General features: G+C 57.6%; 10 protein-coding genes. 3 read left to right on the forward strand and 7 right to left on the reverse strand.

Annotated features, from left to right (window positions below; translation table 11 throughout):
* Nucleotides 1–261 precede the first annotated feature (261 nt).
* From hmsP to bcsR, 7 genes are all read right to left on the reverse strand, one after another.
* A complete protein-coding gene (gene hmsP, locus N6G83_RS40930) occupies nucleotides 262–2274 on the reverse strand; it encodes a biofilm formation regulator HmsP (protein WP_211135538.1) in 2013 nt (670 codons plus the stop codon).
* Nucleotides 2275–2592: 318 nt separating this feature from the next.
* On the reverse strand, nucleotides 2593–6072 hold the full coding sequence (gene bcsC, locus N6G83_RS40935) for a cellulose synthase complex outer membrane protein BcsC (RefSeq protein ID WP_211135537.1): 3480 nt from the start codon (nucleotides 6070–6072) through the stop codon (nucleotides 2593–2595).
* A complete protein-coding gene (bcsZ, locus tag N6G83_RS40940) occupies nucleotides 6054–7166 on the reverse strand; it encodes a cellulose synthase complex periplasmic endoglucanase BcsZ (protein WP_211135539.1) in 1113 nt (370 codons plus the stop codon). The genes bcsC and bcsZ overlap by 19 nt, the downstream gene beginning before the upstream one ends.
* Before the next feature lie 8 nt (nucleotides 7167–7174).
* Nucleotides 7175–9484 carry a cellulose biosynthesis cyclic di-GMP-binding regulatory protein BcsB gene (gene bcsB, locus N6G83_RS40945; RefSeq protein WP_211135536.1) on the reverse strand — a complete coding sequence of 770 codons (2310 nt, stop codon included), beginning with the start codon at nucleotides 9482–9484 and terminating at the stop codon, nucleotides 7175–7177.
* A gap of 64 nt (nucleotides 9485–9548) precedes the next feature.
* Nucleotides 9549–12152: a UDP-forming cellulose synthase catalytic subunit gene (gene bcsA / locus N6G83_RS40950; protein ID WP_211135535.1), complete on the reverse strand. Its 2604-nt coding sequence runs from the start codon at nucleotides 12150–12152 to the stop codon at nucleotides 9549–9551.
* Complete coding sequence (bcsQ, locus tag N6G83_RS40955; protein ID WP_024527791.1) at nucleotides 12149–12886, reverse strand: cellulose biosynthesis protein BcsQ; 738 nt, start codon at nucleotides 12884–12886, stop codon at nucleotides 12149–12151. Before bcsQ ends, bcsA begins: the two co-directional genes overlap by 4 nt.
* A 3-nt stretch (nucleotides 12887–12889) precedes the next feature.
* A complete protein-coding gene (gene bcsR, locus N6G83_RS40960; protein ID WP_024527790.1) occupies nucleotides 12890–13084 on the reverse strand; it encodes a cellulose biosynthesis protein BcsR in 195 nt (64 codons plus the stop codon).
* Nucleotides 13085–13278: 194 nt separating this feature from the next.
* Between bcsR and bcsE the strand changes: the two genes are divergently transcribed.
* Genes bcsE through bcsG form a run of 3 tightly spaced genes read left to right on the forward strand, consistent with a single transcriptional unit; the run spans nucleotide 13279 to nucleotide 16696 of the window.
* Complete coding sequence (gene bcsE / locus N6G83_RS40965) at nucleotides 13279–14844, forward strand: cellulose biosynthesis protein BcsE (RefSeq protein ID WP_024527789.1); 1566 nt, start codon at nucleotides 13279–13281, stop codon at nucleotides 14842–14844.
* Nucleotides 14841–15038, forward strand: a complete 198-nt coding sequence (bcsF, locus tag N6G83_RS40970; protein ID WP_211135534.1) for a cellulose biosynthesis protein BcsF — start codon at nucleotides 14841–14843, stop codon at nucleotides 15036–15038. Before bcsE ends, bcsF begins: the two co-directional genes overlap by 4 nt.
* Nucleotides 15039–15040: 2 nt before the next feature.
* Complete coding sequence (bcsG, locus tag N6G83_RS40975) at nucleotides 15041–16696, forward strand: cellulose biosynthesis protein BcsG (protein WP_024527788.1); 1656 nt, start codon at nucleotides 15041–15043, stop codon at nucleotides 16694–16696.
* Nucleotides 16697–16794: the final 98 nt, after the last annotated feature.

Below are 16794 nucleotides of genomic sequence, written 5' to 3' on the forward strand. Positions count from 1 at the left end.
CCTGTTTATCGCTTGCGCGGAAAATAACACCCCCATAACAACATGGAAATAAATTGTTGCTGTTGTACAGGCATATTGGTGTGAATTTAAGAGCTGAAACGCGTCAGTCAGTGTGCAAGTTCCTGCGTTACGTAAGCTTTTCTTTGCATTAACTCAGAATAGGTAGCGCTTGAAACGGTTTTTTGACTGGGAAATTAGGCGGACACTCCCGCCCGAAAAGTACCAGGCGGGGGATAAAAACTCAGCGTCAGGTAAACCAGCTCACGCCTTGGCAACAGAGGCAAACTGCGCTTCAAACTCTTTGCGGGGCACGGGCTTGGCAAACAGGAAACCCTGGCCAGTTCGAATGCCGTGCTGTAACAACCAGTCTCGCTGCACCGCCGTTTCCACCCCTTCCGCCATCACCGGCAAATGAAGCACCTCGGAAATCGAGCTGACAATCCGCACCATCGCATCGTCCTCCGGCAGGCCATCAATAAAGCTTTTATCGATTTTAATCAGATCGATCGGCAGGGATTTGAGACGATTGAGGTAATTCAGGCTGGCATAGCCCATACCAAAGTCATCCAAGGCGATCGATACGCCTAAATCATGCAATTCCCGTAGCAATTCCAGCGCCCCATCAAGGTCGTGGATACGCACCGTCTCGGTGATTTCCAGCAGCAGTTTATGCGGGTCGAGCTGGTGCTCGTCCAGCAACCGTTTCAGCTGAGGCACAAAGTCTTTATGCTGCAGCTGGATCGGCGAAATATTTACCGCCAACGGCAACGTGATGCCCTGGGATTGCCACGCGGCCAGAATACGGCATGACTCTTCCAGCACCCAGTTCCCTAGGGGTACTATCACGCCCAACTCCTCCGCCAGCGGGATCACATCCGCCGGGAGGATAATCTGGCCGTCGGGCAGTTGCCAGCGCAGCAGGGCTTCTGCGCCGGTCACCTGATTGGTTTGCATATCCCACTGCGGTTGCAGGAACAGTGCAAACTGACGTTGTTCAATGGCCAGCAGGATCTCACTTTCCTGCGTCAGACGCTTTTGGGTTTTTTCGGTCAGGCAAGGCTCGAAGAACAGAATTTGATTTTTACCCTCACGATGCGCCGACATCATGGCCGAGGTGGCGCTACGCAGCAGTTGCTCCGCACTTTCCCCAGGATTGGGATAATGGGCAATACCGATACTGGCGCTTGGCCGCAGCGGCATCTTCTGTTGCAGGTTCAGCGGCGCATTGATGGCCGCCATCACTCTTCTGGCCAACTGCATGGCGTGAATGGGCTGCTCGATATTTTTCGCCAGGATGGCAAACTCGGCATTGCTCAGCTGCGCCAGCACGCAGTCCACACCGATAACCTGCCGCAGTTTTTTTGCCAGCGTCAGCAACAGCGCTTCACGCATTGACGGGTTCAGCACGCCGGAGGCTTCATGCAGGGTTTCGATCCCCACCACCAGCAGATTAAAGCGCGGTGGCCGCATACTGGCAGTAATATGCTGTTCAAGCAGCGCGGCAAACAACACCGGATTGGGTAATTCGGTTATCGCGTTATGGGTGCTCAGGCGGTTCATGGCGGTATGCGCCTTGGCCAGCGCTTGCTGGTTGCGGTTGTAATTGCGCACCAGCAAACCTAATTCATCGTCCTGATGCTGGGCAGGCAACATCAGTTGGTGATAAGGGAGATCTTCCTGAGGGATATTTTCCAGTTCACGCGCCATGGCTCGCAACGGATAAACCAGCAGCCGGTTCATGCACCAGCTAACGGCGATCGACAGGATCAACGCCAACAGCAGATAGGTCGACAGCATGGTCGATAGCGTGCTGAGGATAAACTGATACATGCGGTACGAATCGGCCTGCAACACCAGATAGGCCAGCGGCTGAGGATTGGCAGGCACCCGTTCAAGCGAATAGAGCGGCACCGAAATCTGTACCGGCAGCTCAAAGATACGCGCTACTAGCGCAGGGACCGGGCGTTCCGGCGGGAAATTGGCATGCAAAGCCTGAAACTCGTTCGGCAGGACGATATCCGCTCGGGTGAGGATCCCCACAGGCTGCAGAGCGTTGAGCACACGTTTGGTTTCCGGCACATCCATGCGCAGCACGGCTTCTGCCAGAGGCTGACGCACGGCCTGGGCCATATTCTCCAACTGCTGGGCATAGTCATCTCTGCGCTGCTGCACAAAGTGGAATAGCTGGATCACGATGAAGATACAGATCGTCACCAGTGCCACACCAGACACCGCCGCCATCTGCTTAATCGTTAATGAACGCCTGACCCGCAAAAACCTGCACTCCTAGATTAATCAATGACGCCCCTCACCCTATCCCTCTCCTAAAGGGAGAAGGGGTTGAATGTGCTAAAACCTAACTCTTGTGCCTGACCGCAGCTCCGTATCAGTTCCTGCAAGGAGGGCCTGGGTAAGGGGAAATATTGCTTGCTGGATAAGCGGCTTGAGTATACTCGATTGCCCCACCTGTTTACCTTACCAACCGCCTGGTAGCAGCAGGAAAAGCGCGGGTTTCGGTATTATCCTAGCCGGAATAGCCACAGGGTAACAAAACTACCCTGTGGGCGACACCACGAATCGACCAATATCACGTTACTTGAAGTCGGCGTATGGCGTTAGCGGCTGTGGTGGCAGATCGAGATCGCCCTGCCAACCGGCGAGCGAGTAACGCAGATAAATCAACGCATGGCTCGGGGTATAGTCTTTAGCCTGTTGAATATCGATGCCGGCCCCAAGCGTCCAATGGGAACTGAGGCGGCGTTCGATCAGGGCTCGCAGCGTATAGCCCACGCCGGAGGAGGAACCACCGCTTTCCACCGCGTCTCTGTCTGGCAGGGAATCTGGGATCAGCCCTTGCAGGGGATAGCGTTTTTCATCGTTGGTTTTCGAGTGCGAGATCGACACCGAGCCCCCCACTTCCCACGACCAGTTTTCCGTGCGCTGGCGATAGTTCACCGGCACCGCCAGTGAAACATATTGCTGCGGGCTGTAATAACCCCCCTGCCCAAGGGAGTAACCGCTCAAGTCTTTCTGATAGTGCCAGAGCATGGTGCTCAACCCAACGGTGGCGCGGCGGTTATCTTCGTTTATCACCTTATAGTAATAACCGGCCATCAAGCGCTGGCGCTGGTTATCCTCGACATTCTGGCCGGTAAGCTGATGAGCACTGAGATCGGCCCACACGCCGTTGGCTTCACCGCGATCGTAGCTGGCGCTCAGATTGATACCGGTGGCACGCACGCCGCCCCAGGTAGTGCCGGTGTTCGGATCTCGCGTCCCGCCGAAGGCCAACAGCGAGCTGGTAATAGGCCGTCGCGAGGCACCCAGCGTCCAACCGATATGGTTCCAGTCACCGCTATAGGCCACGCCGCCGGCCCAGTCCACCACTTCAAATCCCATCGGGGTAGTGCCGATATCGGTTTGCCAATGGTCGTTAGCCCAACCGGCCGCCACGCTGGTGCCGGTGGTTTTTTGCCGTTCGTCACCGCGGCACCCCTGCGTGTTACAGGTGCCAAAGGTTTCGAAGTACTTGCCGTTATTATCGGTCGAGAAACTGCCCGCGTTCAGTTGGACGGTGTCGGTACGCAGGAACGCCCGGCCATCATACAGCGGCATATCCACCTGCAACATGGTGTCATGCGCCTGATAGTCCGAGATGCCACCGGTGCCGCTCGAACGCCAGTAGTCGTGATCGAGCGTGACCCTGACGTCCTGTTGGCGATAAAGATCGGCGGCATCGGAGCGGATGCCGCGTTTTAGCCAATCATCCGTCGCGTTATTGCGGGTCAGACGGGTATAACCGTCATTATCCTCATCCTCGGGCACCGTTGGCGCAATGCCGCTGGCCACCATCGCCTGACGATAATCCTGCTGCGCCGGTTGCGGTTGCAACTGCTTTTGCTCGAGCCTCGCAGCATCCCGATACACCAAGGCTTTAGCCTGCCCCGGCGGCTCTTTCTGGGCGGCCACTTTTAGCTGCTTGAAGATATCGGTCGCTTTCTGCGGTTCGCCCACTGCCGTCCAGGCATTGGCAACACGGCGCTGGCCATTGATCGACTCGTCCGGTTGCGCTGGTGCCGTTTGCAGCCGTTGGCGGGCCTCGCTTAGCTGACCTTGTGCCACATAGGCTTCAATCTCCCCCAAACGCGCATCCGGATTATTCGGTTCACGTGCACGTACCCGCTGATAATCCGCCAGCGCCTCGTCATACTCTCCCCGCTCCAGCGCCCAATCTGCCAAGGTCAGGTCGATGCGCGTTGCCGGGGGCTGCTGGCGCAGATAGGCGATTGCTGCGGGTTCATCACCGGCAGTTCGGAGCCGTTCGGCATGATCGAGCGTGGCCTGCATCTGCAAGCGCTGGGCCATATCACGCATCCCGTCGTTCCACTGCGCTTTGGGCAATGTATTCAACTGGGCCAACGCCTGGTTGTCACGATCGCTACCAGCCAGGTACAGCGCATAGGCGTAAACCTGCTGCGGATCGCCTGACTTTTTCGCGGCCAGTTGATGCATCAGCACGTCAGCCTGCTGCGGTTGCCCGGCCTGACGCAGCGTTTGCGCATAGTGATAGGTCAGCCAGACGTCATCAGGATCCTTCTGGTGCGCCTGCCGGTACTTTTCCGCCGCTTCTGGCCACTGCTGGCGCTGGGCCAGTTCGTCAGCCTGCTGTTTGAGCATGTCCAGTTGCAGCCCGTTGAGGGTGCTGTGCAGTTTGTTCTGCTGCCCACGAGGCAGGCTATTGAGATAGGCCAGCGCTTTTTGTGGCGACTGCCGCTGGTAGATATTCACCAAACCCCGCACCGCGCTGCCACTGCCCGGATCCAGGCGCAGAGCCTGCTGATAGTAGCGCTCAGCTGCAGCATCATCTTTACGGGCTACGGCAACATCGCCCAGGCCGACCAAAGCATCGCTGTCGCCGTTATCAATCTGCCGCGCCTGCTGGTATTTTTGCTGAGCCAACGGCAGGTTATTGGCCTTTAACGCCTTGTCGCCCGCATCGATCGCCAGCCAGTAGCGGGTGGTTTTGATCAGGCTCTGCCATTTGCCGCTATCATAGTTATCCTTGTCCGCCTTCTGCGCCTGTTGGAACAGGCTAAGTGCCTGCTGCCGGTTACCGGCGCGAGAATAGGCCAGGCCAAGCGCACCAAGCACTTCGGCATCATTAGGCGCACTCGATAGCGCTTTTTTCAGTTCCGGGATTGCCGCACGGCTGCCGCCTTTATTCACCTGCGCCAGCCCGGTCATGCGCGCGCGATAGGCAGGGTCGGCCAACAGCGTTCGCTGGCGGGCAAGTTCCTGTTGTGCGCCAAGCGCCTGTTCACCGCTTTCAAATACGCCGAGGAAACGGTTCAACGCCGCCACGCTCTGCGGGCTGACCGGCAACGCTTTGACCTGTTCCAACCACAAATCCGCCGCAGAACCGCGGCCTGCGGGATCGGTAGCCACTTGCTGTAACAGCTCATAGGCCTGAGCGTCGCGATCCTGGCTGAACAGCATCCGCGCCAGCGCCATGCGCAGCGTGATGTTACCGGGATATTGCCGATCCAGCGCCTGTAGTTGCTGTATCGCTGCCTGCTCCTGGCCGGGTAATCTGGCCACCAGACGCCAATACTCCACCGCCAGATCGAGCGTTGGCAGATTACCGTGGAACAGCGCATCGTACTGAGCTTTGGCCTCCGGCAAACGCCCTGCTGTCGCCATCAGGCGCGCCTGTTGCAGCTTCTGGCGAGTTTCCGGCTGGGTCAGCAGCATATTCATTTCTGCCTGGCGAAACACCGGCGATTGCGGTGCCACTCCCTTCAGCTTATCCAACTGTTGTTGCGCCAAGACCTGATTACCCTGCCGCAGAGCCAGGCGCATACGCGCCGCTATCACGTCGGGGTTATTCGGGTCCATCAGCTCAAGGCGATACAGCGATTGACGCACCAGCTCATCTTTGTTGCTGGCTTCGCCGATGCGCACCTGCTCCAGCAGCCATTGCTCCGGGGCAACGCTCTGGGCACTCTGCGCCTGCGGCAACAGAGCCAGGCTTAAAGGAAACAGGCTTAGCCAGCCTAGTGTGAAGTTGCGCATTGGCTACCCCAGGCGGGTTGAAGTTCACCCTGACGATTGAAACGATAACGTTGCTGATCCCATCCCTGGCCAAACAGCAGCAATGAGGCGCTGAAATAGGCGTCATTACCCAAAGGGTTATCCTGAATACGCTGGCGTTGCACCGCCAGGGCATCGGGTTGTGCGGCCAGCAGCGGCAACAGCGCAGCGGAGAAGCCTACCGGGCCCGTACCGTTGGTTTTCCCGCTGGCGGTATCGACCTTCTCTGGCACTGCACCAGACTGAGCGGTGAGGCGTACCATCGGTTGGAACTGCTTCACCAGCGCCGCTTTATGGGGATCGTCGTCCGCCAACATCCCAGCCCAGAGATAGACGCGGATGGCGTCATAGCTGCCGATATTGGGTTTGACGGGATCGGGCTGCCAGCCTTTGCCGGATTGCCACTCGGCCCAGTCGGGTGAAAATCCTTGCGGAGCCGTTTCCAGCAGCAACCGCTGGCTGGTTTTCTGCATCGCTCGCCACGGCCCGTTCAATTGGGCAAAGCGGGCCAACAACTGTGGTGGTAAATAGCTAGGGTTCAAGCGCCAACGATCCTCGGCCACAAAACCCACCTTGCCCGGCAGCAGCATCAGCCCCAAACCGGGGATATTCGCCACCTCTTCGCGACCAATCCGTTGCAACAACAGCGTGCCCAATGTTTGATAGCGGCGGCTTTGCCACAGCCGCCCCGCCTCCAGCAGATTGTAAGCGATCCATAGATCCGCATCGGCAGCCGAGTTGCTGTCCAACACCTTCCAGGCCTTGGCATCGTCCTGCCCCCACAGCCAGGCGGGCAGATGTGCGCTCAGGTCACCAGAGGCGAGATTGTTCTCCGTCCACGCCAACAGTTTATCGAAGGCAGGCCGATCGTTGGCCACCAGCGCGAAGAACATCCCATAGCTCTGCCCTTCGGACGTGGTAATGCGCTTCGGGCTGCTGGGATCGATCACCCGCCCTTCATCGCTGAGATAAAACTGTTGGTACTGCTGCCAGGCTGGCCAATCACAGCTTGCTGCCGTGCTGAACGCACACAGCAGCATCAGGCCAGGCAGCAGACGGCGCAGACAGATCTCCATCATGGCAATTAATCCCGATCTTCCGGTGACAGACGACGACGGCTAAAGGCCTTCAGACCACGCCGCAGCAACAAGGCCACCATCACCACCACCAGCGCGGCTATCGCACCCAGCAGCAGCGGATGTGTCGACAACGCATACCAGATACGTTCCCACCACGGCAGATGACCAACGTAGTAAACATCCCCCACGCGCAGGCTATCGACGCCGGACTCACGGATCACGGCCACCGAACCAAACATCGCCGCACGCTTGCCGCTGTCTAGCTGCGCATTATTCAACAATTCATAACCCCTCGGGCTGTCTGCCAGCAGGGCTACAATGCTGCGCTGATCGTAGAACGGGGACTGCATGCCAACCACCGCCGCCATCGCCCCTTCCGAGCTGATGGTAGTTTTGCTGTCTGGCTTAGCGTCATCCTGCTGCACCTCCATACTCGGCAGCGGCAGTTGGCGCATCGGCATTTTCACCCAGCTCAGCGTCGCCTCTACCAGCAGGTTGATTTTCTTGTCATCACGCAGCTCCGGAGGAATGGTGCCGATCAGCAGGATATCGACGTCCTTATCCTTGGCCTGTGACCAGTCATCGGACAGCGAGAAAGCCAGCGCCGGATAACCGGTTTGCGCCCCCATGTTACCCATGGCGTTGAGCAAGGCGCTCACTTGGGCAGGCTGCGGCTGTTTGTTCACCAGCACCAGCGTTTGCGACAGATCCGCCAGACGGCTGAAAGGGAAACCGGCGTTGGCAAAGGAACGTAGGTCGGGCATGGTGATAAAGTGACGATAGCCGGAGAAATCGATGGTGGAGTTGCCGTCGATCACCGCATGGTTCGGCACCAAGGAATAGGTTTCGCAACGCCCTTCGGCACCGCTGGCCAACAGCGTGGTGTAATCGAAGTCAAAGCGCAGTTGGTTGGTCGCCCCTAACTTCAGCGCCGGAATATTGACCGCCTTGTCGGAATCGAGCAACCCCTGAGCCAGCGGCAAACGCAACAGCTGCGCGCCCTTCTCATTTTCCGGCACCAGGGCATAGGACTGCACAAACTGATTGTTCAGGCTGATGCTCAAGCGTGAACCATCCTCAATACGCGGCGAGGTATAGCGGTATTTCAGCTGCATATCGATGCCGGTGCTGTGGATCAGGAACAGATCCGGCGGCAGGTTCATCGACAGAGAGATCGGCCCAGGTTCGACGCCGTTGGTCTGCAACTGCTCGGCATATTGCTGCAATTCACTGAACTTCATTGCCCGATCGGTACGCACCCAGTTTGGCGCATCGTACGGCTGGCGAACGGCCAACTGCTCAACCTTATCCACACTCAGAGTCTGGCCACGGAACAGGATATTACCCTGCGCGATGCCCTTCACCGCCGTGATCAGGTCCTTATCATCACGGCCCTGTACTAACAACAGCTTCACATAGGGGTTATCCGGGTGGCTGATCATTTCCACCGTCGGCCCGTTGACCGCCGGATAATCCTTCAGGAAATCCGGGCGCTGTTTATTGGTGGCAAACACGATGGCGTGCTGGCTTGGCAAGCGGTTAAACAGCGTCGGGAAGGACTGACCGCGCCACTGCGCCTGGGTGCCGAACCACGAGGCCAAGATCCCCGCCGCACGCTGCTGTTCAAGATCGGGTTGGCCGGCAAACACCATCGGCAGCGTTAATCGCCGATCGTCTCGGCTGTCAAAGAAGGGTTCCGGGAAGTGGGAAAGCTCATTTTTCACCGGCAGCGTCTGGTAACGCAGGCTCAGCGAACTGGATTTGCTGACGTCCAGCCACAGCGTGCTGTTGGCCGGGTTCTCACAAATGTTCTGATAGTGGCCGACAAACACCAGGCGAATGCGGTTAAAATCGGTGATATAGCGTGGATCGATCGGCAACTGGACACGATTGGGCTTACCCAACTGCTCTTTGGCGATGGTGATGACACCCATCAGCTCATCGTTGAGGTAGATCTTGACGTGCGACTCCACCGGGATCAGCGACGGTGATGGGGTAAACTCCAGGTCCAGCATCGCCTGCGAAACCACTTCGTCACTGCGCACGCCAAACTCAATCTGGCCTTCTGGGCGGGTGCCACGCAAGATAAAGGTGCCGGGCGGCGGTGCCACCTCGGTAAACGGCAGTTTTACATCTCGCACCGGTGCATCGGGTGCTTGCGGCGCTACCATTCCCATAGGTACGGCGGCCGGAGCTTCTGCCACAGTGCTCGCAGGCGGAGTCACGCCGGCCGCTGGTGTGGGGGCCGTTTCCGCCTGAGATAAGCTACTGATGCCTAAGGCCAGCGCGGTAAACCAGTTTATTTTTCTCGTCATCGTATCATCATCAATGTTGGGGCCGGTTCGCCGGGCTTGCGAACGGGCAGTTACGATACACAGCCTATGCCACAGTCTCTGGGGCCGTAGGAGCACGGTCTCTGCCTACGCCATGCGGAATAAATGACAGGATCCAGGTGGCCAGCGAGGTCAGGCCGACCAGGATCTTGCGCATCGTTGGCGGCGCATAGTCCGCCATGCGCCGGTAGCCGTGAAAACCTAGCATCAGTACGTCCCGCAGGCTGTCCACCGGCCGGTCTTCCGGGAATGCGTCTTGCCACAGTGCCCAGGTATCGGCCCGGGCAAAAGTGCATTGAATAAATTCGATATGTTGGCGTGTTGAGAGTTCGACCAAGCGGACCCCCACCGAGCGGCCATGGGAGCGCGTCACCACGCAAGGGAAGCTGAACTCCTGCTGGCCACGTTTAAGCAGCAGCGCAATCTGGTCATGCTCTTGCAACTGATCCGGCACGCGCATTTCGATACCTACACCACCGTCGGAGTAATCACGCAACGTACAGGGGAACAGATGTCCGTCGGCCCGGGCTACCGCCGCAGGCATGGCGATCTCCACGCGATGCGACTGCCGTACCTGCCTGGCCTCCACCGCCACGGCCACCGCTCCACCGAGGATGGTCATGTTGTAGATCACCCAAATCAGGCTGATAACCACCGTCATCATCTCGTCCGGCGGGCCGTAGAAAAAGCGCCACACGCCAAAACCCAGGCCTGCCAGATTGAGTGTCACCAACAGCAGGTAAGGCCGGGTGATCACCCAATCGACGTGCTCTTGCGTAACCAGCCCGCCTTTGGCGGTGACGTTGAACTTGCCTTTATGCGGATTGAACAAGGCCACGGTCGTTGGCCTGGCGATATACCAGGCCAGCACGGTTTCGTAGATTTCACTCCAGAAGGAATGGCGGTATTTGCCTTGAATACGTGAGTTGGTCAGGCTGGCGTGGATCATGTGGGGCAGCACATACAGCGCAATCGCCAAGGCTGGCGCGAAGATGATGTAAGCATGCATCAACAAAAACGCCAGCGGCGCGGTCAGGAAGATCAGGCGCGGAATACCGGACAGGAAGTGCAGCATGGCGTTGGCATAGCACAGGCGCTGGGCAAACTTCAGCCCTTTGCCCAGTAACGGGTTATCCAACCGGAAGATCTGCACCATGCCGCGCGCCCAACGAATACGCTGGCCGATATGGGCAGACAGGCTTTCCGTTGCCAGCCCGGCAGCCTGCGGAATGCGGATATAGGCCGAGGTGTGGCCAAGGCGGTGCAGACGCAGCGAAGTATGGGCATCTTCAGTCACCGTTTCCACCGCGATACCGCCGATCTCATCTAATGCCGTACGGCGCAAGATGGCGCAGGAGCCGCAGAAGAAGGTGGCATCCCACATATCATTACCGTCCTGTACCAGCCCGTAGAACAGGGTGCCTTCATTTGGCGTCTGGCGAAAACGCCCCAGGTTGCGCTCAAACGGATCGGGCGAGAAGAAATGGTGCGGCGTTTGCAACATCGCCAGCTTCTTGTCTTTAAAGAACCAGCCCATGGTCAGTTGCAGGAAAGAACGCGTGGGGACGTGATCGCAGTCGAAGATGGCAACAAAATCACCGCTAGCATACTTGAGCGCATTGTTGATATTGCCCGCTTTGGCGTGCTCATGGGTCGGCCGGGCGATGTATTTCACTCCGACCTCTGCGGCAAAGGCTTTGAACTCTGGCCGGTTACCGTCGTCGAGAATATAGATGTTGATTTTATCTTTCGGCCAGTCAATCCCCAGGGCCGCATAGACGGTGGGCTTCACCACGCCCAGATCTTCGTTGTAGGTCGGCACCAGCAGATCGACGGTCGGCCAGGCGTTGCTGTCGGCAGGCATCGGCACCGGCTGGCGATTCAACGGCCACACGGTTTGGAAGTAGCCCAGCACCAGCACTACCCAGGCATAGGTTTCCGCCGCCAGCAACAGCAGGCCGCAGATCAGGCTGAGCGGATCGTCCCAGTTCAGCGTTGAGGTATAGCGCCACCATAAATAACGGCAGGAAACGGTCAGCGACAGCACAATCAGCATCAGGCCGGGTAACCGGCCAGGAATACGCCGCACCACCATGGCGATACACCACAGCAGCAGCACAAAAATAAACTGGGCGGGCAGTTCAAAGGGCTGGGAAATACACAGCAGAGCCAGCAACCCGGCCAATAGGCCAGCAATGATAAACAGCACCCGGCGCACCCGGTGATTCATCCGGTTAAGGCGCTCTACCGTACGCTCCTCCATACCAGCCCCCTGCAAGCGCTGCGGCAAGCTTTGCAACCAGTTGGCGTAACGCAGTTGCAAACGGTGCCAACCGGCAAAGTAGGAGCGCCCCATCGGGGCCGGGACACTGTGGGTCACCAGCAGCCAAAACCCCTGCAACAAATAACGCAGCGCATCTGCCGGGCGTGGACGATGGGGGGAAATATGGGGGAACCAATAGCTTTGGCCTGCCTGCACCTTTTGCCAGCCAGGGGACTCAAACCGCAGCAACAGCCAGCCGATGGCCACTATCAGGGTCGTGAGGCCAGCGGTAAATGCCGGGGCCCCCGCGTGGCGATAAGCACGATAGCGTTGTTGCACCGCCCGGTGAACGGGAGGCACCAGCAGCAGGCTCAATACCCTGCTCATACCTCGGCGTCCTGCAGGTTGAGCAGACACCAGTTGGCCAGCGTCAGCACTTCGTCGGCCGCCAGGCTTTCCGGTCGATACTCTCCGAGCGGCTGCTTGACCGCCATCGCTTCCGCCAGCGCTTCATCTCGATGGATCACCAGTGGCAACAGACCTGCCAGCGTTTGTAACCACAGCTGATGCAGATCTTGCTGCAACGGGCTGGCCGAGGAGTAGTGATTAATCAGCAGGTGGCACCCCGTAGGCAAAGGTTGCTGATGCAGGCGCGCATGGCAGTTGGCATCGGGGCCGAGCAACAGGAAAACCTGGTCGGCCAGCGCCAACTGCTGTTCAATCTGGGGACCGTCACCCGCCGGAATATCCAGCAGGATCCAGCGATACAGCCCTGAAGCACGCAGCTGAGTCAGAAAATCATGCCAACGTTGTGGGGTATCACTCTGTTGCTGCAGTACTTTTACCCGTTCGGCTGCGCTTAAGCGGCCAAACGGCAGAAAATCGAGTTTTTTGCCGTAACGCATTGCCCCTTGCTGCCAACCGCTGCCATCCAGCTCTGCACGAGCCCAGCCCCGGTTCAGTTCGAAGGGCATATTAAAGTGTAATCGCAGCAGGTTGTCCGGTGACAGGTCAATCGCCAGTACCGACTCGCCCAGTTGCTGTAACGCCCAAGCTAACGCCGCAGTGATTGACGTGGTGCCAATACCGCCCCGAATCCCTTGCAGTGCAATGACCGGCATGGATCAAGCACTCCCCGTCTTGTTGGCCAGCTCCGCCAGCAGCGGCCAGCGGACCATCATTTGTGCTAGCCGTTCCTGGCGTGAAATATCGATGTAGTTTAACTTGGGCAACGAAAAGGCACGGCTCAAGGCCTGCAAATCGTCCTGAAGTTCTACTGGTGCTTTCTCCCGAAGCCTTCTTAACGCATCATTATTCATCTTGCCGCCTCATAAAATAGGCTAATGTTAAATGACTATAGCAACGTTCGGAAAAAATTGGGCCAATAAGATGAATCTTAACGGATAATATCCCTATTATGGCTAGATTTGCTATGCTAACTCAGACATTACGCTTTTAATGTGACCAGCTCGGGTTTGGTCTACGCCACTTTCAACGAAAGTAGAATAAATCTATGGCGCACTCTTTTTCATTAGGTATCCGACGGATTTGGCAAGAATTGTCGGCTATGCAATCCCCAGGCTTTTACTGGGTGAATATCGATCGCCAGAGCGATGCCAACCTGTTTTGCCGGCAGATCATCGCCGCCCAGGAAGAAAATAGCCCGTTGGCACTGATTTGTAGCGGCAATCAGGCGGACACCTTATTGGCAACGCCTCTTTCCTCTGCGATAAAAAAACTCCCTTTATATAGCCTGCCAGAAAAAAAAGCGGCGCTGTTGCATTTGGCCGACGATCTGATGCGTGAGCTAAAACCCAGCAACCGCTTACTGATCCTGTTGGCCCACGCCAGCCTGTGGCAAACCTTTACCAACGATGAATTGCGCAAATGGGCCGCTCAACTCGGCCAATGGTTACACCAGCAGCAGTGCACACTGGTGATACTCAGCCACGGTAGCGGCGTGAGTAAACTCAAAGGCCAGCTAGCCGCCGAACACCGCATTCTCAACGGCCTGGCCAGCCTGCAGGGGCTGCAAGGCAGTGCCCAGTATCTGGTGCACTGGTGGAGCACGGCAAACGGCATCAATGCCAACCAACTGTTCACTCTGACCGAAGGCCCGGAAGGCTGGGAAGGCGCGGACGACAGCAACCAGCCCTCTCCTACCCCGGAACGCAATGACGAGAGTCTGTGCCTGGCGGAACAACGCATTCTCGAGGGCGCCCCGCCGCTATCGGCCAGTTGGCAACTGTTTGAGAGCAATACCAAGTTGATGCAGCGTGGCATGTTGACCATCGCCGCCACGCTGATCTTCGCCCTGTATCAAAGTGACGAAATTGACGAGTTGGCCCATCAGATCCATAGCCTGCGCCGCAGCAGGGGCGACGGGCTGAAGATTGTCGTGCGCGAGATGAGCGCCAGCCTGCGCTACAGCGACGAACGCCTGCTGCTGGCCTGCGGTGCCAATCTGATCGTGCCCCACGTGGCACCGCTTTCCAGTTTTTTGACCATGTTGGAAGGTATTCAGGGGCAACGCCTGTCGCGCCATATTCCGGCGGATATTGACAAGCTGCTCGCCGGGCTGCGCCCAATGAAACTGAAAGGCTACCTGCCGCTAGAAGAATTCAACCGGGCGGTGACATCACTGATGGAAAATACCCTGTTGCCGGAAGATGGAAAAGGGGTGATGGTCGCCCTACGCCCAGCACCGGGGTTGAGCGCTCGCCAGTCGATGACGCTGTGCCATTTGCGGCGTTTTGGCGACATCATGACCGTGGCGCAGAATCGGCTGTTCCTGTTCCTTTCCACCTGCCGGATTAACGATCTGGATACCGCACTGAAATTCGTCTTCCGCCTGCCAGTGAGTGAGGCGTTCAGTAATCGGGTAGTGTGGCATCTGGATGTGGATATTACCGATAAAATCAGGCTGTTGCGGCAGCATATCGAGTTTTCGCTCCCCGCCAGCAAGCTGCAATCGGCCGCTGCCACAACAACCCGCGCCGTAGAAACGGAACACCAGACCGAACGCCGGGAACCCATTCCCTTCACCCTGATGAGCCTCGGGCAGGAGGAACAGCCATGAACGCACTTGACGATATCGTGCAACTGGTGATCCTGTGCGCAATAGTGTTTATCCCTATGGGATACCTGCTGCATCGCCGTTTCCCCAACTGGCACCAATCTTGGCAGAATTTGTTGTTATCACCGCGCTATTTAAAGTCGGCAGGGCTATGGGTGCGCACAGGTTCCACCTCTCAAATCAAGCGTAAAAAATAACCATGAGTGACGATAAAATAACGCAACCTGACAATACCTTATGGCGATACTGGCGCGGCCTTGGCGGCTGGAACTTCTATTTCCTGGCCAAGTTCGGCCTGTTGTGGTTCGGTTATCTGAACTTCCATGCGCTGCCCAACCTGGTGTTTATGGCCTTTTTACTGATGCCGATCCCGTCGCCACGTTTGCACCGCTGGCGTCACCTGATCGCCATTCCTATCGGTATCGGTTTGTTCTACCACGACACCTGGCTGCCGGGGATTAACAGCATCCTTAGCCAAGGCTCGCAGCTCACCGGTTTCAGCGTGGATTACCTGCTGGAGCTGGCCAACCGCTTTATCAACTGGCAGATGATTGGCGCCGCCTTCGTACTGCTGATTGCCTACCTGTTCCTGGCCCAATGGATACGCATCACGGTGTTTACCGTGGCGGCATTGGTATGGTTGAACGTGGTCAATATTGCAGGTCCGGCGGTGTCCTTGCTGCCTGCCACCAACACCGCAACGGTGACGAATACCCCGTCGACACCGGCCACGGCGACGGCGCCAGGTGGCAATCTGCCTGCGGCCAACGGCCCACCGACCGATGCCAACCTTACGGCCTACCTGGAGCAGTTCTACCAGCAGGAAAAAGCCCGAGCGACCACCTTCCCGGCCGCCTTGCCTGCCGATGCCCAGCCGTTTGACGTGCTGATTATCAACATCTGTTCGCTGGCCTGGGCCGATCTGGACGCCGTCAATCTGCGCAACCACCCGCTGTGGGCCAAGATGGATATTATGTTCACCAACTTCAACTCGGCCACCGCGTACAGCGGCCCAGCCGCTATCCGCCTGTTACGCGCCAGCTGCGGCCAGCCTTCGCATCACGATTTGTATCAGCCCGCCAATCAGCAGTGCTACCTGTTTGATAACCTGGCCAAGCTGGGCTTTAAACAACAGCTGATGCTGGATCACTCCGGCGTGTTCGGTAACTTCCTGAAAGAATTGCGTGAGCAAGGTGATATGCAGGCTCCGCTGATGTCACAAGCCGGGATCGGCAATGAGTTGGCGTCGTTCGACGGCGAACCGATCTATAACGATCTGCAACTGCTCAACCGCTGGCTCGATCAGCAGAAAAAGGGGGGCGATGCTCGCACCGCCACCTTCTTCAACCTGATCCCATTGCATGATGGTAACCGCTTTATTGGGGGTAAACAGACCGCCGATTACCAGCCCCGAGCGCAGCAACTCTTCGATCAGTTGAACACTTTCCTTGATGAGCTACAGAAATCCGGGCGCAAGGTGATGGTGGTGATCGTGCCGGAGCACGGTGCAGCGCTGACGGGCGACAAAATGCAGATGTCCGGCCTGCGTGATATCCCAAGCCTGAACATTACCCATACGCCGGTTGGTATCAAACTGGTTGGTATGCAGGCCCCGCATCAGGGCAACCCGGTGGAGATTAAAACGCCGAGCAGCTATCTGGCGCTGTCCGAGTTGGTCTCGCGGTTGGTGGACGGCAAGGTGTTTACTGCGCCAAGCGTCGACTGGCAAGTACTGACGCAGAACCTGCCGCAAACGGCGGTGATCTCTGAGAATGACAATGCCATCGTGATGCAGTATCAGGGCAAGGCGTATATTCGCCTTAATGGCGGGGATTGGGTGCCTTATCCCCAGTAAGCGGTGAGGGGCGTTTGGCGGCTAGTAAGTTTCTGCACCGCACTCATAAAAAACGCCGGTATCGCTACCGGCGTCTGATTGAAGATAGAGTGGCAATG

It is taken from the genome of Serratia sp. PL7 (assembly GCF_945957435.1).

Excerpts from the sequence above, each read along its gene's own strand:
- bcsB (WP_211135536.1), bottom strand. The coding sequence starts at position 9,484 with ATGACGAGAAAAATAAACTGGTTTACCGCGCTGGCCTTAGGCATCAGT.
- bcsZ (WP_211135539.1), bottom strand. The coding sequence starts at position 7,166 with ATGGAGATCTGTCTGCGCCGTCTGCTGCCTGGCCTGATGCTGCTGTGT.
- bcsF (WP_211135534.1), top strand. The coding sequence starts at position 14,841 with ATGAACGCACTTGACGATATCGTGCAACTGGTGATCCTGTGCGCAATA.
- bcsG (WP_024527788.1), top strand. The coding sequence starts at position 15,041 with ATGAGTGACGATAAAATAACGCAACCTGACAATACCTTATGGCGATAC.
- bcsA (WP_211135535.1), bottom strand. The coding sequence starts at position 12,152 with ATGAGCAGGGTATTGAGCCTGCTGCTGGTGCCTCCCGTTCACCGGGCG.
- bcsR (WP_024527790.1), bottom strand. The coding sequence starts at position 13,084 with ATGAATAATGATGCGTTAAGAAGGCTTCGGGAGAAAGCACCAGTAGAA.
- bcsC (WP_211135537.1), bottom strand. The coding sequence starts at position 6,072 with ATGCGCAACTTCACACTAGGCTGGCTAAGCCTGTTTCCTTTAAGCCTG.
- bcsE (WP_024527789.1), top strand. The coding sequence starts at position 13,279 with ATGGCGCACTCTTTTTCATTAGGTATCCGACGGATTTGGCAAGAATTG.
- bcsQ (WP_024527791.1), bottom strand. The coding sequence starts at position 12,886 with ATGCCGGTCATTGCACTGCAAGGGATTCGGGGCGGTATTGGCACCACG.